This window comes from Methylobacterium sp. SyP6R (assembly GCF_019216885.1).
In the GTDB taxonomy this organism is placed as follows: Bacteria; Pseudomonadota; Alphaproteobacteria; order Rhizobiales; family Beijerinckiaceae; genus Methylobacterium.
This window is the reverse complement of sequence record NZ_JAAQRC020000001.1, coordinates 4003611-4028222: the sequence shown is the minus strand read 5'-3', so window position 1 is coordinate 4028222 and position 24612 is coordinate 4003611. Positions and strand designations below refer to the sequence as shown.

Below are 24612 nucleotides of genomic sequence, written 5' to 3'. Positions count from 1 at the left end.
CGATGCCGACAGACGATTCCGTGGCGGGCGCGCTCGCCCGCTTCCAGGCCTCCGGGTCGCCCTGGCTCGCCCTGCCCTTCTTCCAGGACGGCAGCGCCGAGCGGGTCGCCGAGGCGGTCGATGCCCGCAGGACCGCCGGCGCCCGGGTGCTGCCGGCGCCGGACGACATCTTCAACGCGCTGACGCTGACGCCGCTCGACCGGGTGCGGGCGGTGATCCTCGGGCAGGACCCCTACCCGACACCGGGCGATGCCCACGGCCTCGCCTTCTCGTATGTCGGCAGGCGCCGGCTGCCGGCCTCGCTCAAGGTGATCCTGGCCGAGATGGCGGAGGAGACCGGCTCCCCGGTGCCGACCTCCGGCGACCTCACCCCCTGGGCGCGCCAGGGCGTGCTGCTCCTCAATGCGGCGCTCACCGTCGAGGCGGGGAAGTCCGGCGCCCACATGAAGCTCGGCTGGTCGGCGCTGACCGATCAGGCGGTCCAAGCGGTCTCGGCGGAGCGCCCGGCGGTGGCCTTCCTGCTCTGGGGCGCACCGGCCCGCCAGCGCGCCGCCCTGATCGATGGCACCAAGCATCTGGTTCTGGAGGCCGGTCACCCCTCGCCCCTCAACCGCAAGGCGGATTTCCGCGGCAGCCGGCCGTTCGGGCGGGCCAATGCATGGCTGGAGGAGAACGGGCTGGAACCGATCGACTGGCGGCTGGCGTAGGGGGATCTTCTGTCAGATCTTGCTTGTCTGATCAGCGTAGTCCGTCCCACACACGACCTCATCCTGAGGTGTCGGTCCATCGAGATGGACCGACACCTCAGGATGAGGTCGCGAATGGGATGGAAGGCTTCTCTGCGCTGTTGGTTCTGCAACCCCAGCAATCCCTAAATAGAAACTGGCTCTACGGGTTTGAGATCGCCGTTAGTATCGAAGCTGCCACGGCGCAGATCGCCTTCTTGGGACCACGCCGGCCTCGCAGACGCTGGAACTGCGCCCTGATGTAGCTCGTCTTCTTGCGTATCCCGGCCCAGGCTGCCTGGACCAGCGCCGTCTTGAGCCAGGGCGCCCCCTTGCGCAGCCGTGTCGAGCGCCGCTTGCCCGCGCTCTCGTCGTTCCTCGGGCACAGCCCGGCCCAGGAGATCAGATGGCCGGCGGTCGGGAAGCGGCTCATGTCGGGGCCGATCTCGGAGAGGATCACCTGCGCGGTGAGGTCACTGATGCCCGGGATCGTCACCAGCAGCTTCACCGCTTCCCGGAAAGGGCCGAGGTCGCGCTCCACCTGCGCGTCGATCTCCGCGATCGCTCGCCCCAACCCGTCGTACTGGCGTAGATGCACACCGAGCAGGAAACGGTGGTGATCCCCGATCCGGCCCGTGAGCGCGGCCCGGATCGCCTCGGGCGCCGCCTTCACCCGCGGGCTGACCAGCGCCTGCAGCCCAGCCGGATCGCGCTCGCCCTTGACCAGCGCGTCGAGCACGGCGCGACCGGACTGGCCCATGATGTCGGTGAGCACCGAGGCGAGCTTGAGGTTGGCCTCCTCGAGGGTCTTCTGGATGCGCTGGACGTGGCTGGCCTGCTCGCGGACCAGTTGCTTGCGGGTGCGCAGCAGGTCGCGCATCGCCTGGGTCTGAGCCTCGGGCACGAAGCTGGCGCGGATCAGGCCGTGGGCGAGCAGGTCGGAGAGCCAGACCGCGTCGGCGACGTCGGTCTTGCGGCCGGGCACGTTCTTGACATGGGCGGCATTGGCCAGGATCAGGGTGCGGCTGTCGGCGTCGAGGACCTGCCAGACCGGGCGCCAGTAGATGCCGGTCGCCTCCATGGCGACATGGGTGCAGGCGTGCTCGTCGAGCCAGGCGGAGAGGTCGAGCAGAGCGGGCGTGGTGGTGGCAAACGTACGCACCTCACGCTGAACCTCGCTGCTCTCGGCCAGACGGATGGCTGCGACGACGGTGTCCTTGTGAACATCGAGGGCGGCGCAGCGGGGGTAGAGGACCTTCATCACGATCTCCTTGCCGTCAGGCCGCCGGCGCAGGCTCCCGTGAGATCAAATCTAAATGACGCGCTCCGGGGCTGGCCCGAGGACCGGCCCGTGACGCAAGCGAGGGGACTGAAGAGGAGCCCGGATCCAACTGATACGCGGGGTCTGGCACACCAAAGACGAACCGATCTCTCCGCCGACGGCGCCCTCACCATGCCACAGGTTTCGTTCGCCAGGGACCGCGAAGCCGGTGTGCAACTCATACGGTTTCCGATTGATCGCTTTGCGATGCGGAAAGCGGCTTTGCTCAGGCGCCGCGCGGACTGATCATACGAAATCTGGAAGTGATCTTCCTGATTTCGTATGATCAGCGCTCCAGATGCTTGGATTTCCGGGCTTCGGGGCGGTCAAAAGCGGCCCGGTTCACGGTCTTGCCGCAGGGACCATAGATGATCGCCTCGGCCCAATGCCTGGTCCGACACGATGAAGCGGCGCCTCGGGCGTCGTGCCCGGGCGTCGCCTCCACCCGTCCCATGATCCTCGGCCCGCCGGCCCCGGTCAGGCCGCCCGCACGCTGGCCAGGAAGCCGTCGACCTCCTGGCGCAGGCGGGCGCACTGGTCCGACAGGTCGTCGGAGACCTGCGCCACCTCGCAGGCCGCACGGCCTGCCGTCTCGGCGGCATCGGCGACCTCGGCGATGTCGCGGGTCATCGCGGAGGTGCCGTCGGTCGCCTCGGCCATCTGGCGCACGATCTCGTGGGTCATCGCGCCCTGCTCCTCGATCGCCGAGGCGATGCCGGTGGTGACCTGGCTCATCGCCTCGATCTGCGCGGTGACGCCGGCGATCGCCTCCCCGGCGCCCTGGCTGGTGGACTGGATCGCCGCGACGTGGCGGCCGATCTCGTCGGTGGCTCGTGCCGTCTGGCCGGCGAGTTCCTTCACCTCCGCCGCGACCACCGCGAAGCCGCGTCCGGCCGCGCCCGCGCGGGCCGCCTCGATGGTGGCGTTGAGCGCCAGCAGGTTGGTCTGACTGGCGATCTGCGAGACGAGGCCGACGACGTCGCCGATGCGGGCGGCCGCCGCGGACAGGTCCGCCATCGTCCCGCCGGCGGCCTGGGCCTGGGCCACCGCCTCGGCCGACATGCCGGCGGCCTGCACGACCTGCCGGCCGATCTCCGCCACGGTCGCGCCCAACTCCTCCGCTGCCGCCGCGACGGCGCCGACATTGCCGCTGGTCTGCCGGGCGGTGGACGCGACGCTGACCGAGCGGGACGCGGTTCCGTCGACCGCCCGCGTCACGGCACCGGAGGCCCCGCTCAGACCCTCGGCCGCGCCCGAGACCCGCGCCACGATGCCGCCGACCGAGACCTCGAACCGGTCGGCGAGGTCGCGCAGCATGCTGCGGCGGGCCTGCTCCTCGCGCAGGCGCGCGGCCTCGGTGGTCTGGAGCTGCTGGGCCGCCTCTTCCAGCGACACGTCGCGGATCATCACCACGGCCCGGGCGATGTCGCCGATCTCGTCGCGGCGCCGGTGGCCGGGCACCTCGTCGAGGGTCTGGCGGGCGGCCAGCGCCTTGATCGCCGTCGTGAGCGCCGCGAGGGGACGCACGATCGCCCGCGACATCAGGAGCCCGAGCACCGCCGTGCCGGCGAGCACGGCAAGCCCGATCATCACGAGGAGGCGGGACAGCTCGTCCACCGCCCGGAGCGCCTCGGCCTCCGACTGCTCCGCCAGCATGGTCCAGGGGGCGCCGAGGACCGGCACCGTGGCGGCGACCGCCATGTGGCGGCCGTCGGACGCCGCGTAGGAGAACGGCGCCTTCGCGGCGAGGCGGTCCGGGGCGATGCCGAGCGCGCTTGCGGGCATGCCGGCCGCGACGCCTGCCGAGAGCGGCGGCTTGCCGCGCAGGAGCCCGTCGGCACCGACCACCAGGGCCTGGCCGGTCTCGCCGAGGCCGGCGCGCTGCGCCAGGGTCGCGTCGAACAGGGCGGGCGACATCCGCATCACGATGTAGCCGGCCCGCTCCACCGCCTGCGCGGTGCCCATGGCGACGTTGGCACGCCGGCTCATCGCCTTGCCGATGAAGGCCGCGGGCGTGCCGCCGACCGGATAGGCGGAGAAGTCGGCAAACGACACCGCGTCGGGCCCGGCCCCCTTCATCTGCTCGAACAGCCGGGCGAGGCCGGTGTCGCGCAGGGCCGGGTCGGTGACCGAGGCGGCGAAGTCGTCGCCCTTCGTCGCCGTGTAGACGATGCGTCCGTTCGGATCGAGGAACAGCAGGTCGGCGTGACCGGGCTGGCTCAGGAGCTTGCGGGCCACCTCCTGCACCTTGACGTGCCGGCGGCCATACATGGTGTTGGTCGTGGTGCCGTCGAAGGCGAGCCGCGCCTCGGGGCTCGGCGGGGCCCGGAAGGCCGCCAGGATCCCGGCATAGTCCGGCTTGCCCGGATCGAGGTTCTCGATCAGGTCGGTGAAGTTCGAGGCCACCTGCGGGTGACCGGCGGCGGCGGTGAAATCGGTCCTGGCCTGATCGGCGACCAGGGCGATGCCGTGGCCGGTCGCCGTCGCGGACAGCGCGAGCCGGTCCTGGACGGCAGAGACGAGGCTGTTCTTGGCCGAATACCAACTCAGGCCGCCCATGACCGTCGCGCTGACGAGCGCGAGACCGACGATGGTCGAGGGCAGCCTGACGGCCAGCTTGGACATGGAAAACATGCGGTGATCCAGCTCGCGACGCACTGCTTGCCTTGAGGGCTTGGCACTGGGCCTGTAGGGGGTGGGGCGGATGCCCCCGGGCAGACACGAAACCAGAGGCGAAATAATTTTTTGTAAAAAGCTGACCCCACGGCAGTTATGCCGAATACTTAACCCCGCTACCGACCGAAGACGCTGAGCCGTCAGCGCAATCACCTCGGGCAGGGGCCGGTCACGGCTGATCGAACGGAATCGGTCGCGACGACGAGAACGGCGTGCGATCACGATGTCAGTGGGTGCTGCTCCAGGTCTTTGATTTAGATGCATTTTCCCGTGACGAACGGGGATTCGTTCCATGGGCAGGCTCCGGACTCGGCGGCCCGTGCGGCCACGTCGGATTCCGGTCAATCCGGACCGGTCGTCGCATCGCCCCGCGGGAACGCCCCGAGCGACACGCGGGCCACCTCGCGCAACGCCTCGCGGTCGGCGCCCGAGGAGGCCAGTACCCCCATCCCCGAGGCGACCGTCGACAGGAAGCGGGCGAGCGCCGCCGGGTCGGCGTCGTCCGCCAGGTCGCCCGTGGTCAGGTCGCCCGTGGTCAGGTCGCCCTCGGCCTTCGCCCGCACGAAGCGCTCACGCAGTTCGGCCTCGGTCTGGGCGCGGCGGGCGGCGAGCTCGAACGGGATGTTCTCGGAACCGGCGCCGCAGGCCAGCCCCCCCTGGACCAGCAGGCAGCCGGGCGGGTTCGCCGGATCGGTGTGGCTCTCGGCGATGCTCGACAGGAAGCGCTCGGCCACGTCGCGGGCGGTCGCGCCGGCCAGCACGTAGCGCATGTGCGCGGAGCGGCGCTCGGCATAGCGGTCGAGGGCGGCCTTCAACAGGCCCTCCTTGCTGCCGAAGGCGGCGTAGAGGCTCGGCGGCTTGATGCCCATCGCCTTGGTCAGCATCGCCAGCGTCGCCCCGTCATAGCCGTGGCGCCAGAACACCTCCATCGCCTCGTCGAGGGCCTTCTCCGTGCAGAAGGCCCGGGGCCGCCCCATCGTCATCGTCCGCCGGCTCCACTTTTTATATCGATTGATAGATAAGTCGCTTGACGGCCGGCGTCCACGTCGACATGTGTAACGAACCTTACAGATGTCGGAGCCGGTCGTGAATCCCGAGCCTTCTGTCGTCCCCTCCCGTCCCCCGCTCCTCGTCGCGGCCGGCCTCGCCCTCGCGCTGCTCGCCGGGGCCTCCACTCCTTACCTGCCGCTGCCGCGCTTGTCCTCAGGGCAGGCCGCCGCCGCGACGCCGCCGGCCGAGCCGGCGGTACCGGTGCCGGTTGCGACGGTCGAGCCCCGCGACGTGGTTTTGTTCGACGAATTCTCGGGCCGGCTCGAGGCGGTCGAGCGGATCGACGTGCGCGCCCGGGTCGGCGGCGCCGTGCAGGCGACGCATTTCGCGGAAGGCGCGCTGGTAAAGGCCGGCGACCTCCTGGTGACCATCGACCCCGCGCCCTACGCCGCGGAAGTCCAGCGCCTGGAAGCGCAGGTGGCCGGCGCCGAGGCGCGCCTGGCCCTGACGGCGAGCGACTACGAGCGCGGGCAGCGCCTCTCCGACCAGCGCATCGTGACCGCGCGCGACCTCGACGTGCGGGCGAACGCCTTCAAGGAAGCCAAGGCCAATCTCGATGCCGCCAAGGCGACCCTGGCGGCGGCGCGCCTCAACCTCGACTACACGCAGGTGCGGGCCGCGGTCGGCGGCCGGGTCGGGCGCCGGGAGATCACCCCCGGCAACCTCGTGGCGACGGGGGCGGGAGCGGCGGTGCTGACGACCCTCGTCTCGGTCGATCCGATCTATGCGAGTTTCGACGCCGACGAGGCGGTGGTGCTGAAGGCGCTCGGCTCGATCGCCGAGCCCTCCGGCCGGCGCGGCCGGCTGGACCGCATCCCGGTCGAGATGGCGACCGCCGACGGCGAGCGCGCGACCGGGCACCTCCAGTTCATCGACAACAAGGTCGATGGCCGCAGCGGCACGGTGCGGGTGCGCGCAACGATCGCCAATGCCGACGGGCACCTCATTCCCGGCCAGTTCGCCCGCCTGCGCCTCGGCCAGGCGGCCCCCGAGCGGCTGCTCCTCGTCGACGAGCGGGCGGTCGGCACCGACCAGGACAAGCGCTTCGTGCTGGTGGTCGGGGCCGACAGCCGGGCCGAGTTCCGCGCCGTCACCCTCGGCCGGACGGTCGAGGGCCTGCGGGTCGTCACCTCCGGCCTGTCGGGGGGCGAGCGAATCGTCGTCAACGGCTTGCAGCGGATACGCCCGGGCAGCCTCGTCAGCCCGTCGCCGGTGGCGATGGGCGCGCGGCCGATGCAGGAGCCGGGGACGGGGAAGCTGGCGCAACGGTGAGGGTTATCTCAGAGCCTGTTTGAATTGCGAGAGCAGCATCGCAGGTGTTTGCTATCCCACCCTCGACCTCATCCTGAGGTGTCATACCAACGGCCGGTGAGGCTGACTCGGCGTGTTGCGCGCGGGTTCCAGTTCTGATTCGGTTCACGGATCAGGAGAGCGTGCCATGACCGGGATCGCCATCACCCGCACGGATCTGAGCGCTGAGGCGTTGCGCGCAGCATCGTCCAAGGCGCCGAGCATTCCGGCGGCGCGTCGCATGCTGGCGCTCGCGCTGGTGCTGGAGGGTGCCGATCGCACCACGGCGGCCCGCTCCTGCGGCATGGACCGCCAGACCCTGCGCGATTGGGTCCACCGCTACAACGCCGAGGGGCTTGAAGGTCTGAGCGACCGCAAGGCGCCAGGCCGGGCCGCCAAGCTGACGACCGACCAGAAGCAGCAGTTGGCCGCGCTGGTCGAGGCGGGGCCGGACGTCGACACCGATGGCGTGGTGCGCTGGCGCCGGGTCGACCTTCAGGCGCGGATCAAGGATCTGTTCGGGGTCGAGATGCACGAGCGCACCGTTGGCAAGCACCTGGCGGAGCTTGGCTTCGTGCGGCTTTCGGTGCGCCCGCAGCATCCCAAGGCCGACGAGGAGATCCAGGAAGCATTTAAAAAAACTTCGCCGCGCGCGTGGCAGAGGTCCTGCCCGAACCCGTCCGCGCCAAGCCGCTCGAGATCTGGTTTCAGGACGAGGCGCGCGTCGGCCAGCAGGGCACGCTGACGCGGGTCTGGGCGCGCAAGGGCACGCGCCCGCGGGCGCCCCGCGACCAACGCTACAAGTGGGCGTACGTGTTCGGCGCGGCCTGCCCGGCGCGCGCGACCAGCGCGGCCTTGGTGCTGCCGACGGTCAACACCGCGATGATGTCGCTGCACTTGGCCGAGATCAGCAAGCAGGTGGCCGAGGGCGCACACGCGATCCTGGTGCTGGACGGGGCCGGCTATCACGGCACCGCCAAGACACGCCGACCGCGTGGCCTGGCGGTGCCGGACAACATCACGCTGTTGCATCTGCCGGCGTCCTCGCCGGAGCTGAACCCGATGGAACTGGTCTGGCAATACGTGCGCCAGAACAAGCTCGCCAATCGGGTGTTCCGTGACTACAGGCAGATCGTCGAGGCTTGCTGCGACGCCTGGAACTTCTTCGCCAACAACCCGGACCTCGTGACCTCAATCACAGCGCGCGACTGGGCGAAGGTCAAAGTTTAGGGCCGTTGGTATCAGTTCATCGCAGATGGACTGACCTCGAAGGAGGGCTCCAGAAGCCGCCGAAATCCCTGGAGCCCTCCTTCGAGGCTCAGCGATCTTCGATCGCCCGCACCTCAGGATGAGGTGGAGGGTAGGATGGAAAATCCCCTCGCGATTGTGTCGTCGCAAGTCAAACAGGCTCTCAGAGACGTCTCGAGCCCTCCTTCGAGGTTGGTCGATCTTTGATCGTGTGCGATCTACGATCGCCGACACCTCAGGATGAGGTCGCGGGTCGGATGGAATACGCCAAGCAATCAAACAGGCTGTCAGTCTGATCTGAAGCCCTCAAGCATCATGAAACAGATCCCAGTTCTCCTCTCCCGGCGATACCGGGCTTGCCCGGCATCGCCGGGAGAGGGGATCCCGCGACCTCATACTCTCTCGTCCGTGAAACGGCTTCCGCACCGCGGCTGCCGCGATCCCTTTCGCCCCCGGAGGGCGGCATGAATCTCTCCAAGTTCTTCATCGACCGCCCGATCTTCGCGGGCGTGCTCTCGGTGCTCATCGTCATCGGCGGGCTGCTGTCGCTGTTCGCGATGCCGATCTCCGAATATCCGGACGTGGTGCCGCCCTCCGTCGTGGTGCGGGCGACCTTCCCGGGCGCCAACCCCAAGGTCATCGCCGAGACCGTGGCGACGCCGATCGAGGAGCAGATCAACGGCGTCGAGGGCATGCTCTACATGGCGAGCCAGGCGACGACGGACGGCATCATGACGCTGACCGTCACGTTCCGCCTCGGCACCGACCCCGACAAGGCGCAGCAGCTGGTCCAGAACCGGGTCTCGCAGGCCGAGCCGCGCCTGCCGGCGATCGTGCGCCAGCTCGGCATCGTCACGGTGAAGTCCTCGCCCGACCTGACAATGGTGGTCCACCTCGTCTCGCCGAACGGCCGGTACGACATGACGTATCTGCGCAACTACGCGGTCTTGAACATCAAGGATCGCCTCGCCCGCCTCGACGGCGTCGGCCAGGTTCAGCTGTTCGGCTCGGGCGACTACGCGATGCGGATCTGGCTCGACCCGCAGAAAGTGGCCGAGCACGGCCTGTCGGCAGGCGACGTGGTGCGCGAGATCCAGGCCCAGAACGTCGAGGCGGCGGCCGGCACCATCGGCGCCTCGCCGGCGATCCCAGGCCTCGACCTGCAGCTCTCGCTCAATGCCGAGGGGCGGCTGACCAGCGAGGAGCAGTTCGGCGACATCGTGGTCAAGACCGGCGAGAACGGCGAGATCACGCGCCTGCGCGACATCGCCCGGATCGAGCTCGGCGCGGCGGATTATGCGCTCCGCTCGCTCCTCGACAACAAGTCCGCGGTGGCGCTTCCGATCTCGCAATCGCCCGGCTCGAACGCGATCCAGATCTCCGACGCGGTCCGCCGCACCATGGCGGAGATCAAGCAGACCATGCCGGAGGGGGTCGACTACCAGATCGTCTACGACCCGACGCAGTTCGTGCGCGCCTCGATCGAGGCGGTGATCCACACCCTGCTCGAGGCGGTGGCCCTCGTCGTGCTGGTGGTGATCCTGTTCCTGCAGACCTGGCGGGCGTCGATCATCCCGCTTCTCGCCGTGCCGGTCTCGATCGTCGGCACCTTCGCGGTGATGCACGCCTTCGGCTTCTCGATCAACGCGCTCAGCCTGTTCGGCCTCGTGCTCGCCATCGGCATCGTCGTCGACGATGCGATCGTCGTGGTGGAGAACGTCGAGCGCAACATCGAGGCCGGTTTGTCGCCCCGCGACGCCTCCTACCAGGCGATGCGGGAGGTGTCGGGCCCGATCATCGCCATCGCGCTGGTATTGGTGGCGGTGTTCGTGCCGCTCGCCTTCATCAGCGGGCTGACGGGCCAGTTCTACAAGCAATTCGCGCTGACCATCGCGATCTCGACCGTGATCTCGGCGATCAACTCGCTGACCCTGTCTCCCGCCCTCTCGGCCCTGCTGCTCAAGGATCACCACGCGCCGAAGGACCGGCCGACCCGCATCCTCGACACCCTGCTCGGCTGGTTCTTCCGCCGGTTCAACCGCGCCTTCGGCCGGGCCTCGGACGGCTACGGGCGCGGGGTCGGCGGCGTCATCTCGCGCAAGAGCGCGATGATGGCGATCTACCTCGTCCTCGTCGGGGTGACGGCGCTGCTGTTTCGCCAGATCCCCGGCGGCTTCGTGCCGGGCCAGGACAAGCAGTACCTCGTCGGCTTCGCGCAACTGCCCGACGGCGCCACCCTCGACCGGACCGAGGAGGTGATCCGCAAGATGAGCGAGATCGCCCTCAAGGAACCCGGCGTCGAGAGCGCGGTCGCCTTCCCGGGGCTGTCGATCAACGGCTTCACCAACTCGTCGAATTCGGGAATCGTCTTCTCGACCCTGCAAGCCTTCGAGGAGCGGAAGGGTCCCGGCTTGAGCGGCGCCGCCATCGCGCAATCGTTGAACAAGAAATACGCCGCGATCCCGGAAGCCTTCATCGCCATGTTCCCGCCGCCGCCGGTCAACGGGCTCGGTACCATCGGGGGCTTCAAGCTGCAGATCGAGGACCGGGCCGGCCTCGGCTACGAGGCGCTGAACGAGGCGACGAAGGCTTTCCTCGCCAAGGCCGCGCAGGCGCCGGAACTCGCCGGCCTGTTCTCCAGCTTCCAGATGAACGTGCCGCAGCTCTTCGCCGACATCGACCGGACCAAGGCGCGCCAGCTGAAAGTGCCGGTCACCGACGTGTTCGACACGCTGCAGATCTATCTCGGCTCGCTCTACGTCAACGACTTCAACCGGTTCGGCCGCACCTACTCCGTCCGGGTCCAGGCCGATGCGCCGTTCCGCGCCCGCTCCGACGATGTCGGCCTGCTCAAAGTGCGGGCCGGCTCGGGCGAGATGGTGCCGCTCTCGACGCTGCTGCGCGTTCGCCAGACCGCGGGGCCCGAGCGGGCGATGCGCTACAACGGCTTCCTGTCCGCCGACATCAATGCCGGCGCCGCTCCCGGCTTCTCGTCGGGCCAGGCGCAGGCGGCCGCCGCGCGGATCGCCGCCGAGACCCTGCCGCGGGGCTTTGCCTTCGAGTGGACCGACCTCACCTATCAGGAATTCATCGCCGGCAATTCGGGCGTCTGGGTCTTCCCGCTCGCCCTGCTCCTGGTCTTCCTGGTGCTCGCCGCGCAGTACGAGAGCCTGGCCCTGCCGCTCGCGATCCTGCTCATCGTGCCGATGGGGCTGCTCGCGGCGATGACCGGCGTCTGGCTGTCTTCGGGCGACAACAACGTCTTCACCCAGATCGGCCTCATCGTGCTGGTCGGCCTGTCGGCCAAGAACGCGATCCTGATCGTGGAATTCGCCCGGGAACTCGAATTTTCCGGCCGGACTCCCGTGCAGGCGGCGATCGAGGCGAGCCGGCTGCGCCTGCGGCCGATCCTGATGACCTCGATGGCCTTCATCATGGGCGTGCTGCCGCTGGTCACCGCGACCGGCGCCGGCTCGGAGATGCGCCGCGCCATGGGCGTGGCGGTGTTCTCCGGCATGATCGGGGTGACCGCCTTCGGGCTGTTCCTGACCCCGGTCTTCTACGTGCTGCTGCGGCGCTTGAGCGGCAACCGGCCGCTCAGGCAGCATGGCGGGCCTGGGAACGGGACGGTGGCGCAGGAGCCTGCGATGGAGGCGGCGTGAGGCGCCTGCCTGATTGGGTCGGAGACGGCTATGCGCATGAACCCTCCCCCCTCTGCGGGGGAGGGTGGACCCTGCGTCAGCAGGGGCCGGGAGAGGGGCAGCGCGACGCTACTCCAGGATGCGCCCTTCAGAACGGTTCAGCCATTTCCGGAAGCGGCGTCCCCTCTCCCGGCCTGCTCCGCAGAGGGGGGAGGGTTCATGCGCACAGCCGCTCAAGCAGACTCCAAGAAAAACGGCGCGGGCCTCAAGGCCCGCGCCGCTCGTTCACTCAAACCAGTCTCGAAAAGGCTCAGGCCGCGGCCGAGACCTCGGTCGGGACGGTCGAGATGGTCTTCAGGATCTGCGAGGCGATCTGGTAGGGGTCGCCCATCGAGTTCGGGCGGCGATCCTCGAGGTAGCCCTTGTAGCCGTTGTTGACGAAGCTGTGGGGCACGCGGATCGAGGCGCCGCGATCGGCCACGCCCCAGCTGAAGGTGTGGATCGAGGCGGTCTCGTGCTTGCCGGTCAGCCGCATGTGGTTGTCCGGGCCGTAGACGGCGATGTGGTCCTCACGGGCATCGCCGAAGGCCGCCATCAGCTTCTCGAAATACGCCTTGCCGCCGACTTCCCGCATGTAGGCGGTCGAGAAGTTGGCGTGCATGCCCGAGCCGTTCCAGTCGGTGTCGCCGAGCGGCTTGCAATGGTACTCGATGTCGATCTCGTACTTCTCGCAAAGGCGCTGCATCAGGTAGCGCGCCATCCACATCTCGTCGGCGGCCCGCTTGGAGCCCTTGCCGAAGATCTGGAACTCCCACTGGCCCTTTGCCACCTCGGCGTTGATGCCCTCGTGGTTGATGCCGGCGGACAGGCAGAGGTCGAGATGCTCCTCGACGATCTGACGGGCGACCGAGCCGACGTTGGAATAGCCGACACCGGTATAGTACGGGCCCTGCGGCGCCGGGTAGCCGGTCTCGGGGAAGCCGAGCGGGCGGCCGTTCTTGTAGAAGAAGTATTCCTGCTCGAAGCCGAACCAGGCGCCTTCGTCGTCCAGGATGGTGGCGCGCTTGTTCGACGGGTGCGGGGTGACGCCGTCCGGCATCATGACCTCGCACAGGACCAGAACGCCGTTGGTGCGGGCCGGGTCGGGGAAGTGGCGGACGGGCTTCAGCACGCAGTCGGAGGAGCTGCCCTCGGCCTGCTGGGTCGAGCTGCCGTCGAAGCCCCAGAGCGGGAGCTGCTCGAGGGTCGGGAAGCTGTCGAAGGCCTTGATCTGGGTCTTGCCGCGAAGGTTCGGGGTCGGGGTGTAACCATCGAGCCAAATATACTCGAGCTTGTATTTGGTCATCTCGCGTCTCTCTATCAGGTTCCGATGGAGCCCGTGATTTCTCGTGGCGCCCATCACCCGCCAGCGGCATCCCCGTGCTAGCAGGTCCCGTGCCAACCCTCCTGCGGGGGCGGAACGATCGTCGGGACGAGGCGTTTTCGACGGCTCGGGCCGGAGAGGGCGCCCTTACGACACCCGCCGTCGTCGATCACGCGCCGCACTGCCCGGTTGCGCGCCACGGCGCCAGGACGCCCAAGCACGCGCCACACCCGCCAAGTCGAGCGACGGCGCAAGCGCAGGCATGCACGAATTGTAGCCAACCACTGATTTTTCCGTGGTCAAACCGCGCATTCCCCGGGCACACTTCGTTACGATCTCAGAGGCCGCGGCGGCGACGCGACGGCCCTCACGGGAGACCCCTCGATGAGCAACACCGGACCGCGCATCACCGCCAAGATCTACGCCTTCCCGGCCGGCGGCCGCAGCCGCGGCGGCCGCAACGACTGGACGGCCCCCGGGGCGGCGGCGCGGGAGCGCGGGCCGGAGATCATGCCGGCGAGCGGCGGCTACCACGACGAGGCGATCCGCGAGGAGCGCGCGCGCAAGCCCTGACCGGGGCTGAGCCCCTACTCCCCGAAGATCGACCAGCCGAGGCGCTTCGTCAGCCGCTCCAGGGCGATGCGCCCGAGATGGGAATTGCCGGCAGCATCCAGCCCCGGCGCCCAGACGGCGATCGAGGCACGCCCCGGCGCCACCGCCAGGATGCCGCCGCCGACGCCGCTCTTGCCCGGCAGGCCGACCCGGTAGGCGAACTCGCCCGAGCCGTCGTAATGGCCGCAGGTCAGCATGACGGCGTTGATGCGCTTGGCCCGCTCGGCCTGCACCACCGACAGGCCGGTGCTGGGATCGCGCCCGGAATGGGCGAGGAACCGGCCCGCCACCGCGAGCTGCCGGCAGGTCATGCTGATGGCGCAGTGGTGGAAATAGACGCCGAGCGTGTACTCGACCGGATTGTCGATCACCCCGAACGACTTCATGTAGTTGGCGAGCGCCACGTTGCGGAATCCCGTGCGCTGCTCGGAGGCCGCCACCGCCTCGTCGATGGTGATGCTCGCATCCTGCGCGAGGTACTGCATGAAGCGCAGGATCTCGCCCAAGGCCTCGCGCGGCTGGTGGCCCGACAGGATCAGGTCGGTGACGGCGATGGCGCCGGCATTGATGAACGGGTTGCGGGGGATGCCGCGCTCGTATTCGAGCTGCACGACCGAGTTGAACGGGCTGCCCGACGGCTCGCGCCCGACCCGCCGCCACAGCTTGTCGCCGACCATGCCGAGCGCCAGCGTCAGGGTGAAGACCTTCGAGATGCTCTGGATCGAGAACGGCACGTCGCAATCGCCCGCCGCCGCGACCGTTCCGTCGGCGCCGATCACCGCGAGGCCGAAATGGCCGGGATCGACCCGGGCGAGTTCCGGGATGTAGCGCGCCACCTCGCCGCGATCGGTCCGCTGGCGCATCTCGTCGACGATCTCGCTGACGACGGTTTCGAGGTTCGGCACGGATCGGCAATCCCGGACTTGAAGACGAAGCGCGGCCTTAAGCCTGCAAGTTCGAGGCCTCAAGCCGGCGACGAAAAGTTCCGCGCCTGACGTGAGAGATTTCGCGCGATTGATTGGCACCACCGCGAATTGTCGCGCGTTGACGCAGCGACCGCCAAGGACGCGGCCGGAATGCGGGAGCGGCAGGATTGAGCCGGGACGGGACCATCGCGATCATCGGGGCGGGCATTGCCGGTGCCGCGGCGGCGCGTCGGTTGCGCGAGGCGGGCCGAGAGATCGTCGTGCTCGACAAGGGCCGTGCGCCCGGCGGCCGGATGGCGACGCGACGCGGCCCGGACGGTCTGCGCTTCGATCACGGCGCACAGTATTTCACCGCCCGCGACCCACGCTTCATCGCCCGGGTGGAGGACTGGACGACGCGAGGCGTCGCGGCCCCCTGGGGCGGACCGGACCGGCATGTCGGGACCCCCGGCATGGCCGCGCCGGTACGCGACCTCCTCGACGGCCTCGACGTGCAATGCGGCCGCGCCGTCGGCCGCTTGGCGCGGGACGGGCGCGCCTGGCGTCTGGCGGAGGCCGACGGCACCGCGCTCGCGGACGGCGCGGCGTTCTCGGCCGTGCTCCTGACCTGCCCGTCGCCCCAGACCCTCGCACTTCTCGAAAGCGCGGGCCAGGCTCTCCCTGGCGTGGCGGAGGTGGCCTACGCGCCGTGCTGGACCCTGATGCTGGCCCATGACGGCCCTCCCCTGCCCGGCGGGCCGGTCCGGGAGGACCGGGATTCCAGTGCCACGATCGCCTGGATCGCCGAGAACGGCGGCAAGCCGGGGCGCGCCGGCGACGGGACGATCGTCGCGCATGCCTCACCGGCTTGGTCGCGGGTCCATCTCGAATGCGCGGCGGACGATGTCGCCGAGCGGCTGGTCGGGGCCCTCCGGAACATCGTCCCGCTCGGCGGGATCCGCCACTGCGCCGCCCATCGCTGGCGCTACGCCGCGGTCGAGCGGGCGGTCGGCGAACCCTGCCTGTTCGCGCCGGGGACCGGCCTCGGCTTTGCCGGCGACGGCTGCCTCGGGCCCCGGGTGGAATTCGCCTATCTGAGCGGCCTGGCGCTGGCCGAGCGCGTGCTCGCGGAGGCGGCATGACGACCCGGACGGCCTCCCAGGCTCCAGCCCGAATCCAGGCCCGAACCCCGGCCGAGGTGCGGGAGCGCACCGCCCGGCCGGCGCGACCGGGGCAGTCTCCACCAGGAGTAGCGTCCCGCCACACCGGGACCATCGTTCCGCCCAAAGGCGGTGCGACACCCCGTCCAACCGGGATGACGTCGTCCCGAAAGCCGGCGCCGCCGACCCTCTTAGGTCGGAGCCCTCCGGCCGCATTCCCAGCCACAGGGAGCCCATGAACCGGGACCGGGGGGCGCGTAGCCTCCGCGGTTCTCCTCGAAACCTTTCATGTCGGGTGAGTATGATGTCTGATGCGTCCCTTTTCCTCCATATCGCGCTGTCGCTGAGCTTCGTGGGCCTCGTCGGCCTCGGGATCGGCAAGGCTCTCGACGCCTGGGTGCGGCTGGCACCGAACGGCGCCGACGACGACGGCGCGCTGGCGGAGTAGGGCCCGACCGGCTACGCTTCCGCCCTTCGAGGCAGGAGGACGCCGCTTGCAAGCGCTGATGGACAGGGCCGGCCGCATCGCCGCCCGGCTGACGGCCCGGCGGGAGACCGTCGCGGTGGCCGAATCCTCCGCCGGCGGCCTCGTCTCCGCGGCTCTGCTCGCGGTGCCGGGCGCCTCGGCCTATTTTCTCGGCGGCGCGGTGGTCTACACCGCCCAGGCGCGCGAGGCCCTGATCGGTCTCGACGCGGCCGGGATGGCGGGCCTGCGCAGCGCCAGCGAACCTTATGCCGAGCGCGTGGCCGCCCTCGTGCGCGAGCGCCACGGCGCAGTCTGGGGCCTGTGCGAGACCGGTGCCGCGGGGCCGGGCGGCAACCGCTACGGCGATGCCGCCGGCCATACCTGCCTCGCCGTCGCCGGCCCGGTCGCCCGCCGCCACACCCTGGAGACCGGCGCCAGCGACCGCGCCGCCAACATGGAGGCTTTCGCGGCCGCCATGCTCGACGCCTTCCTGGATGCCCTGACGGAGGCGGACCGGGCCCCGTAAGGGTCCCGCGCTCCCCGTGTCAGCTCGGCCGGTCCATCTTGCAGGTGGTCGGCAGCAGCGTGTCCTTGGTCTCGACCCGGCCGACCATCTTCCAGCCCCAGCCGGTCCCCTCCTCGTCGAAGCGCATCCCGGGCTCCATCGGGCCGAAGGAGTGGACGAACATCGTCTGGAAATACTGGTGGTCGTCGGGGCGCACGTAACCCTCGCTGCCGACATGCGGCTTGAGGTGGGCCTGTTCGAGCCTCGGCGCCACCTTGCGCGCCTCGGACGAGCCGGCCTCCTGCATCGCGGTCAGGAGCGCGTTCATCGCGTTGAAGGCGCGCGGGTAGGTCGAGCCGATGCCGGTGCGGGCCCGGAACGTCGCCTCGAACTCCTGCGCGGCGGCATCGCCCTCATTGGCGGCGCCCTGCGAGACTTCGAACACCCGGTGGGCGAGCCCGGTCTGGCGCACCACCGTCGGGCCGCCGGTGCCCCCGGCATAGTAGGTGTAGAAGCCCGCCTGGAGCCCGGCTTCCGCCGCGGCCTTCAGCAGCAGGTTGATGTCCTGGGCCCAGTTGCCGGTGATGACCGCATCCGCCCCCGAGGCGCGGATCTTGGTGATGTAGGGCGCGAAGTCGTTGACCTTCTGCAACGGCGTCACCTCGTCGCCGACGATCTCGATATCGGGCCGCTTGGCCTTCAGCATGGCGCGGGCCTGCTGGCGCACCGACTGTCCGAACGAGTAATCCTGGTTGATCAGATACACCTTCTTGATCTCGGGCCGCGCCTTCATAAAGTTCGTTAGCGCCTCCATCTTGATGTCCGAATTGGCATCGAAGCGGAAGTGCCAGTAGTTGCATTTCTCGTTGGTCAGCGATGGATCGACGGCCGAGTAGTTGATGTAGATGACCTGGCGGCTCGGGTTGCGCTCGTTGTGCTTGGCGACGAAATCGGTGAGCGCGGCGGCCGCCGAGGAACCGTTGCCCTGCACCAGCACCCGGGCGCCGGCGTCGATGCCCTTCTGGGCGGCGATCAGAGTCTCCTGCGGGTTGACCTTGTTGTCGTAGGCCAGCACCTCGAAGCGGAACTGCTTCTGGCGCGCGTTCAGCACCTCCGCCATGTACTGGAAGTGGCGCAGACCCGCCTCGCCGGTCGGCGCGCCGCCGCCCGAGAGTGGATCGATGAAGGCGATCTTCACGACCTCCTGCTTGGCCGCCTCTTGTGCGGCGGCCGGGCCGGAGAGCATCAGGATCGCGGACGGGCCGCACAGGGACACGGCGATGACGGCGCCACGCAGCGCCTCGCGGATGGACGTCATGCTTCCTCTCCTCTCGGCCGCGATCGTCTCTGGCTGGAGGCCGGCGTCGCGTTGCCGGATGGGAGAGTCCGGCGGAGGCGAGAGACTCGTCAAGGAGAAACTGCGGCGGCTCGCCCCTGTCCGCGTTTCACATGTGAGCAGCACTCACGATCGAAGTAAACGAGCCCCGATGATCTTGGGCTCACGCCCAAGCTGGAATCGTTATAATGATGTTTCGCCTGCGACCTGCGGCGGAATCGTTGACACCCTCGTCGTTCGGGCCATAAGCGTCGGCATGACGAGGAATATCGGCCGGCGATCTTGCGGCAGCGATCGGTCGGCCCGGTGCGCGGCACGGGAATACGAATCATGAGTCGACCCGGCGCCGCGCTCGTACACGTTCCCCTGCTGCCTGAGGCGGGGCCGTGCCGGTGAGGAACGCCCTGTTCCAGCTCCACTGGTTCCTCGGCCTGACCGCCGGCCTCGTGCTGATGCTGGTCGGGGTGACTGGCGGCATCCTCAGCGTCGAGGACGAGGTCACGGGCCTCATGAGCCCCGGCATCGTCACCGTCCCGGCCCGCGAGGGACCGCGCCTGACGCCGGACGCGCTGGTCACCCGCCTCAAGGACGAGGCGCCGGGACGGCGGGTCACGCTGATGGTCCTGAACGGCGCGCCCGACCGGGCGGCGCGGGTGCGCCTTGCCGACGGTCCCGGGCGCGGCACCGAGACCTATGTCGATCCTTACGACGGGCGGGTCCTCGGGCCGGCGCGGGGCGAGGAGGTCTTCGACACCGTGCGGCGCCTGCATCGCTGGCTGCTGCTTCCCGGCAACGGCGACGGCTGGGGCCGCACCCTCACCGGCGCCTCGGCCCTGGCGTTGGTCTATCTCGCGCTGTCGGGCCTCTACTTGCGCTGGCCGAAGGGCCGACGCGACTGGCGGATCTGGCTGAAGCCGGCGCTCAACCGCCGCGGCCGGGCTTTGTACTGGTCGCTACACGCGGTCGTCGGCACCTGGATGCTGGTGCTCTACCTGATGATGGCGCTGACCGGCCTGTGGTGGTCCTATGGCTGGTACCGCGACGGGGCGACATTCCTACTCACCGGCCGATCGACCGCCGCCGCGCCGGCCCGGGGCAAGGAACCTCGGGAGATGGGCAAGCGCGACGGCGCGCCCGTCCCCCTCGATCCCGCCTTCGCGGCCTTCGCGACGGCGACGAACGGGCGCTACGCCACCGCCTCCCTGGCGCCCACCCGCGAGGGCGAGACGATCCGCATCCGGGCGGTGGCAGCCGACGCCTCCCATTTCCAGGCCCGCGACGAGTGGCGCTTCCACCCCGACGGCAGCCCCGTCTCCCGCGACCTCTACGCCGAGCGGGCCTTGGGCGCGCGGCTCACCGGCAGCATGCTCGCCCTGCACGAGGGAAAATTCTTCGGCCCGGTCGGCTGGATCGCCTTCATGCTGGCGGCGCTCGCGATGCCGCTCTTCGGGGTGACGGGGCTCCTGCTCTATCTCGGCCGGCGCCGCAGCCGGCGGCGCCATGCGGCCGCGGCGGTCCAGACGGCCTGAGTCTCGCTGGCGCGAGTTGCCTTTCGGCCCCGTCAGGCAGTAAGCGCACGGGCAGCAGGGCCGCCCGACCGGCGAGAGGATGCCGCATGATCCGCAACGACGTCTCCATCACGCCCGAGCTCGTGCGCCAGCACGGCCTGACCGAGGACGAGTACCAGCGCTTCGTCGGGCTGATCGGGCGCGAGCCGACCATCACCGAACTCGGCATCGTCTCGGCGATGTGGAACGAGCATTGCTCGTACAAGTCCTCGCGCCTCCACCTGAAGACGCTGCCGACCAAGGCGCCGTGGGTGATCCAGGGCCCGGGCGAGAATGCCGGCGTCATCGACATCGGCGACGGGCTCGCCTGCGTGTTCAAGATGGAGAGCCACAACCACCCGAGCTTCATCGAGCCCTATCAGGGCGCGGGCACCGGGGTGGGCGGCATCCTGCGCGACGTCTTCACCATGGGCGCCCGGCCGATCGCGGCCTTGAACGCGCTGCGCTTCGGCTCGCCGGACCATCCGCGCACGCCCCACCTCGTCTCGGGCGTGGTCGCGGGCATCGGCGGCTACGGCAATTCCTTCGGCGTGCCGACGGTCGGCGGGGCGGTGGGCTTCCACACCCGCTACGACGGCAACATCCTGGTCAACGCCATGGCGGTCGGCCTCGCCAGGACCGACGCGATCTTCTACGCCGCCGCCACGGGCGTCGGTAACCCGATCGTCTATCTCGGCTCGAAGACCGGCCGCGACGGCATCCACGGCGCCACCATGGCGTCGGCGGCCTTCGACGCCTCCTCGGAGGAGAAGCGCCCGACCGTGCAGGTCGGCGACCCCTTCGCGGAGAAGCTCCTGCTCGAGGCCTGTCTCGAGCTGATGGCATCCGGCGCCGTGATCGCGATCCAGGACATGGGTGCGGCGGGCCTGACCTGCTCGGCGGTCGAGATGGGCGCCAAGGGCAATCTCGGGGTGGAGCTGAACCTCGACGCGGTGCCGACCCGCGAGCCGGGCATGACCGCCTACGAGATGATGCTGTCGGAGAGCCAGGAGCGCATGCTCATGGTGCTCAAGCCCGGCATGGAGGCGGAGGCGCAGGCCATCTTCGTGAAGTGGGGCCTCGACTTCGCGATCATCGGCCACACCACCGACACGCTCCGCTTCGTCATCAAGCACGGCGGCGAGACCGTCGCCGACCTGCCGATCAAGGAGCTCGGCGACGAGGCGCCGCTCTACGACCGGCCGCACCGCCAGAACGCCCACCAGCCGGAGATCGAGGCGGAGGACGTGGCGGCGCCGATGCGCAACGTCGATGCGCTCACGAGGCTCGTCGGCTCGCCGGACCTGTGCTCGAAGCGCTGGGTCTACGAGCAGTACGACCACTTCATCCTCGGCAACACCGTCGAGAAGCCCGGCGGCGACGCCGCGGTGGTGCGGGTCGAGGACGGGCCGAAGGGCCTGGCGCTCACCACCGACGTAACCCCGCGCTACTGCGAGGCCGACCCCGTCGAGGGCGGCAAGCAGGCGGTGGCGGAGGCCTGGCGCAACATCACCGCGGTCGGCGGCCGCCCGCTCGCCATCACCGACAACCTCAACTTCGGCAACCCGGAGAAGCCGGAGGTGATGGGCCAGTTCGTCGGCTGCATCCAGGGCATCGGCGAGGCCTGCCGCGCCCTCGACTTCCCGGTCGTGTCCGGCAACGTCTCGCTCTACAACGAGACCGAGGGCGTGGGCATCCTGCCGACCCCGTCGATCGGCGGCGTCGGGGTGGTCGACAATGTCGAGAAGATCGCCACGGTGGCGTTCAAGCGCGACGGCGACGCCCTGGTGCTGATCGGCGCCACCAAGGGCTGGCTCGGCCAGTCGGCGTATCTCGCCACGATCTGCGGCCGCGAGGAAGGCGCGCCGCCCCCGGTCGACCTCGCCGCCGAGAAGCGCAACGGCGATTTCGTGCGCGGGCTCATCACCTCGGGGATCGTCGACACCGTCCACGACCTCTCCGACGGCGGCCTCGCGGTGGCGGTGGCCGAGATGGCGCTCGCCGGCAACATCGGCGCGGTGCTCCCCGAATGCCCGCTGCCGGTGGCCTGCCACGCCTACCTGTTCGGCGAGGACCAGGGCCGCTACCTCCTGGCGGTGGAGCCCGACGCGGTCGCCGACCTGCTCTACAGCGCCAGCGCTCAAGGCATCGACGCGGCGGTGATCGGCGTCACCGGCGCCGATTCGCTGACCCTGCCGGGCGACGAGATCGTCGACCTCGAGACCTTGCGCAAGGCGCATGAGGGCTGGCTGCCGGGCTTCATGGCGGGTCCCGCGGCCGATGCGGCCTGAGGGTTCGTTCGAGCGCTTCGTCCAACCTGTCCCACCCACGACCTCATCCTGAGGTGTCAGTCCATCGAAGATGGACTGACCTCGAAGGAGGGCTCCAGAAGTCTCCGAGCTAACTGGAGCCCTCCTTCGAGGCTCAGCGATCTTCGATCGCCCACACCTCAGGATGAGGTTGCGGGCAGGAATGAACGGGTTCACACGCTCCTGATATCTTCGAAGCAACCCGATTCCGAGTAGGAGACGACCCCGATGCCGATGGATGCCCGCGAGATCGAGACGATGATCAAGGAGGCCCTGCCCGACGCGACGGTCGAGATCCGCGACCTCGCCGGCGACGGCGACCACTACGCCGCCACCGTCGTGTCGGCGGCGTTCAAGGGCAAGTCGCGGGTGCAGCAGCACCAGATGGTCTATGGCGCGCTGCAGGGGCGCATGGGCGGCGTGCTGCACGCCCTTGCCCTGACCACGGGCGTGCCGCAGGATTGATACCTCAAGGATCGATGCCCTCGGAGAGCCGCCGCATGGACGAGATCCGCACGGATCGGCCGAGCCTCTACGACGAGGACGTCGTCGCCTGGGCGGAGCAGCAGGCGGCGGCTCTGCGCGCCCTCGGGGCGCGCCCGGACCTCTCGAACACCCTCGACTGGGACAACATCATCGAGGAGGTCGAGTCGGTGGGGCTGTCGGAGATCAGGGCTTTCGAGGGCACCCTGCGGGTGATGCTGGTTCACGTCCTCAAGTACCTGTCGGCTCCGAGTGCGCAGTCGACGCGCCCGTGGCGGGCCGAGATCGTCGCATCCCACGCGACGGCGAGGCGCCGCTACACGCGATCGATGCGGCAGCGGATCGACTGGGACGGCCTCTGGCGCGACGCGAAGACGGTGGCCGCCGGCGATCTGGCGGTGTGGGGCGACAAACTGGCGGTCGGCCTGCCCGACCGCAGCCCGTTCACGCCCGAGGAACTCGTGGCCGAGGACTTCACCCTCGATTGGGCGCTCCTGCGCCTCGCCTCCATCTTGCAAAACCCGAACGACCATCACTAGCTAGAGCCCACACAGGGGTAGAACCATGACCGACGTCACCAGCCGCATCGAGACCGAGATCAAGTCCCAGGACGTGGTCGTGTTCATGAAGGGCACGCCGCAATTCCCGATGTGCGGCTTCTCGGGCCAGGTGGCCCAGATCCTCAATTACCTCGGCGTGCCGTTCAAGGGCGTGAACGTGCTCGAGGACATGGAGATCCGCGAGGGCATCAAGGCCTTCTCGCAGTGGCCGACCATCCCGCAGGTCTACGTCAAGGGCGAGTTCGTCGGCGGCTGCGACATCACCCGCGAGATGTTCCAGTCCGGCGAGCTGCAGCAGCTGCTCACCGAGAAGGGCATCGCCACCAGCACCGCCGCGGCCTGATCTCAAGGCCCACGGACGGACGAGGAAGGGCGCGCGAGCGCCCTTTTTCGTTGGCCGTGCGGCGAACCCGGCGAGCCGCCGATGCGTCTACCTCGCAGGTGACGGCTTTCGGGACGGCGACATGCGGGACGTGATCATCGTGGGCGGCGGTCCGGCGGGGCTGTCGGCGGCGCTCATCCTCGGGCGCTGCCGGCGCCGGGTGCTGCTGATCGATGCGGGCCATCCGCGCAACGCGGTGACGCCGCGCATGCACGGCTTCCTCGGCCGCGACGGCCGCGCGCCGGGTGACCTCCGTGACGAGGGACGGCGCGAACTCGCCGGCTACGACACGGTCGAGATCTGGGACGGGCGCGCCGTCGACGCGGTGCGGGCGCCGAACGGCTTCCGGGTGGTGATGGAGGACCAGCGCCGGGCCGATGCCCGCCGGATCATCCTCGCCACCGGCCTGCGCACCGACCTGCCGGCCATCGAGGGGTTTTCGGAGTTCTGGGGCCACGGCGTCCACCACTGCCCCTATTGCGACGGCTACGAGAACCGCGACCGGCCGCTCGCGGTCTACGGCCCGGGCGAGACGGCCGAGGGAGCGGGCATGGGTCTCGCCCTCGAACTCACCGCCTGGAGCCGCGATCTGACGCTGCTCACCGACGGCCCCTGCGGCCTCGACGAACCGGAGCGGGACCGCCTCGCCCGGAACGGTATCCGGATCGAGGAGCGCGCGGTCGCCCGGCTCGAGGGCGAGGACGGGCGGTTCTCGACGGTGCGCCTGCGCGACGGCACGGCGCTCGAATGCGCCGCCCTGTTCTTCACCACCGGCCCGTGCATCCCCTCCCCGCTCGTCGCGCGGCTCGGCTGCGACCTGTCGCGCAAGGGCACGGTGCCGACCGGCGACTACGAGGAGACGAACGTGCCGGGTCTCTACGTGGCGGGCGATGCGTCACGGCGGGTCCAGCTCGCCATCGTGGCGGCCGCCGAGGGGGCAATGGCGGCGTTTGCCATCAACACCGAGTTGCTGCGCGAGGACACACGCTGATTCGGCCGCCGATTCGGCCGTCGCGCGCGGATCAGCATAGGC

At 69.6% G+C, this 24612-nt stretch carries 19 protein-coding genes and 1 pseudogene; 14 read left to right on the top strand and 6 right to left on the bottom strand.

Annotation, left to right across the window (positions count from 1 at the left end; translation table 11 throughout):
* Positions 1–2: 2 nt before the first annotated feature.
* The gene (ung, locus tag HBB12_RS18520) at positions 3–707 is read left to right on the top strand and encodes a uracil-DNA glycosylase (protein WP_236990690.1); all 705 of its coding nucleotides are present in this window, start codon (positions 3–5) and stop codon (positions 705–707) included.
* A 196-nt stretch (positions 708–903) separates the two neighbouring features.
* On the opposite strand, the pseudogene HBB12_RS18515 reads toward ung, so the two are convergent.
* The 3 genes and pseudogenes from HBB12_RS18515 to HBB12_RS18505 form a co-directional block, all read right to left on the bottom strand.
* Positions 904–1986, bottom strand: a pseudogene (locus HBB12_RS18515) (IS110 family RNA-guided transposase); the annotation flags it as partial.
* Between the two features lie 537 nt (positions 1987–2523).
* Positions 2524–4680 carry a methyl-accepting chemotaxis protein gene (locus HBB12_RS18510; RefSeq protein ID WP_236990689.1) on the bottom strand — a complete coding sequence of 719 codons (2157 nt, stop codon included), beginning with the start codon at positions 4678–4680 and terminating at the stop codon, positions 2524–2526.
* Between the two features lie 383 nt (positions 4681–5063).
* Positions 5064–5705, bottom strand: coding sequence for a TetR/AcrR family transcriptional regulator (locus HBB12_RS18505; RefSeq protein ID WP_236990688.1), 642 nt, complete (start codon positions 5703–5705; stop codon positions 5064–5066).
* An 88-nt stretch (positions 5706–5793) separates the two neighbouring features.
* On the opposite strand from HBB12_RS18505, the gene HBB12_RS18500 reads away from it, so the two are divergent.
* The 3 genes from HBB12_RS18500 (at position 5794) to HBB12_RS18490 (ending at position 11972) form a co-directional block, all read left to right on the top strand.
* The gene (locus HBB12_RS18500) at positions 5794–7044 is read left to right on the top strand and encodes an efflux RND transporter periplasmic adaptor subunit (protein ID WP_236990687.1); all 1251 of its coding nucleotides are present in this window, start codon (positions 5794–5796) and stop codon (positions 7042–7044) included.
* A gap of 166 nt (positions 7045–7210) precedes the next feature.
* A protein-coding gene (locus HBB12_RS18495) for an IS630 family transposase (RefSeq protein ID WP_236987631.1) occupies positions 7211–8292 on the top strand; the annotation gives its coding sequence in 2 pieces (ribosomal slippage) (positions 7211–7697 and positions 7697–8292; 1083 coding nt in all).
* Between the two features lie 482 nt (positions 8293–8774).
* Complete coding sequence (locus HBB12_RS18490; protein WP_236990686.1) at positions 8775–11972, top strand: efflux RND transporter permease subunit; 3198 nt, start codon at positions 8775–8777, stop codon at positions 11970–11972.
* Positions 11973–12261: 289 nt separating this feature from the next.
* On the opposite strand, the gene HBB12_RS18485 is transcribed toward HBB12_RS18490, so the two are convergent.
* Positions 12262–13296, bottom strand: coding sequence for a glutamine synthetase beta-grasp domain-containing protein (locus HBB12_RS18485; protein WP_236990685.1), 1035 nt, complete (start codon positions 13294–13296; stop codon positions 12262–12264).
* Between the two features lie 402 nt (positions 13297–13698).
* Between HBB12_RS18485 and HBB12_RS18480 the strand changes: the two genes are divergently transcribed.
* Positions 13699–13887, top strand: coding sequence for a DUF2735 domain-containing protein (locus tag HBB12_RS18480; protein WP_236990684.1), 189 nt, complete (start codon positions 13699–13701; stop codon positions 13885–13887).
* A 14-nt stretch (positions 13888–13901) separates the two neighbouring features.
* Here HBB12_RS18480 and HBB12_RS18475 read toward each other — a convergent pair whose 3' ends face one another.
* A complete protein-coding gene (locus tag HBB12_RS18475) occupies positions 13902–14831 on the bottom strand; it encodes a glutaminase (protein WP_236990683.1) in 930 nt (309 codons plus the stop codon).
* A 188-nt stretch (positions 14832–15019) separates the two neighbouring features.
* On the opposite strand from HBB12_RS18475, the gene HBB12_RS18470 reads away from it, so the two are divergent.
* From HBB12_RS18470 to HBB12_RS18460, 3 genes are all read left to right on the top strand, one after another.
* Entirely contained in the window at positions 15020–15973 is a 954-nt protein-coding gene (locus HBB12_RS18470; RefSeq protein WP_236990682.1) for an NAD(P)/FAD-dependent oxidoreductase, read from the top strand.
* A gap of 322 nt (positions 15974–16295) precedes the next feature.
* On the top strand, positions 16296–16439 hold the full coding sequence (locus HBB12_RS18465; RefSeq protein ID WP_203156991.1) for a hypothetical protein: 144 nt from the start codon (positions 16296–16298) through the stop codon (positions 16437–16439).
* Between the two features lie 46 nt (positions 16440–16485).
* A complete protein-coding gene (locus HBB12_RS18460; protein ID WP_236990681.1) occupies positions 16486–16983 on the top strand; it encodes a CinA family protein in 498 nt (165 codons plus the stop codon).
* Positions 16984–17002: 19 nt separating this feature from the next.
* Here HBB12_RS18460 and HBB12_RS18455 read toward each other — a convergent pair whose 3' ends face one another.
* On the bottom strand, positions 17003–18208 hold the full coding sequence (locus tag HBB12_RS18455) for a branched-chain amino acid ABC transporter substrate-binding protein (RefSeq protein ID WP_442919369.1): 1206 nt from the start codon (positions 18206–18208) through the stop codon (positions 17003–17005).
* A 476-nt stretch (positions 18209–18684) separates the two neighbouring features.
* Between HBB12_RS18455 and HBB12_RS18450 the strand changes: the two genes are divergently transcribed.
* The 6 genes from HBB12_RS18450 (at position 18685) to HBB12_RS18425 (ending at position 24570) form a co-directional block, all read left to right on the top strand.
* Positions 18685–19827: a PepSY-associated TM helix domain-containing protein gene (locus HBB12_RS18450; protein ID WP_236990680.1), complete on the top strand. Its 1143-nt coding sequence runs from the start codon at positions 18685–18687 to the stop codon at positions 19825–19827.
* An 86-nt stretch (positions 19828–19913) separates the two neighbouring features.
* Positions 19914–22136 (top strand): phosphoribosylformylglycinamidine synthase subunit PurL, encoded by a 2223-nt coding sequence (gene purL, locus HBB12_RS18445; RefSeq protein WP_236990679.1) that lies wholly within the window; start codon positions 19914–19916, stop codon positions 22134–22136.
* A gap of 246 nt (positions 22137–22382) precedes the next feature.
* Positions 22383–22619, top strand: coding sequence for a BolA family protein (locus tag HBB12_RS18440; protein WP_236990678.1), 237 nt, complete (start codon positions 22383–22385; stop codon positions 22617–22619).
* 35 nt (positions 22620–22654) lie between these two features.
* Positions 22655–23176 (top strand): DUF29 domain-containing protein, encoded by a 522-nt coding sequence (locus HBB12_RS18435; RefSeq protein WP_236990677.1) that lies wholly within the window; start codon positions 22655–22657, stop codon positions 23174–23176.
* 25 nt (positions 23177–23201) lie between these two features.
* Positions 23202–23540, top strand: coding sequence for a Grx4 family monothiol glutaredoxin (gene grxD, locus HBB12_RS18430; RefSeq protein WP_236990676.1), 339 nt, complete (start codon positions 23202–23204; stop codon positions 23538–23540).
* 121 nt (positions 23541–23661) lie between these two features.
* Positions 23662–24570, top strand: coding sequence for an NAD(P)/FAD-dependent oxidoreductase (locus HBB12_RS18425; protein ID WP_236990675.1), 909 nt, complete (start codon positions 23662–23664; stop codon positions 24568–24570).
* Positions 24571–24612 lie beyond the last annotated feature (42 nt).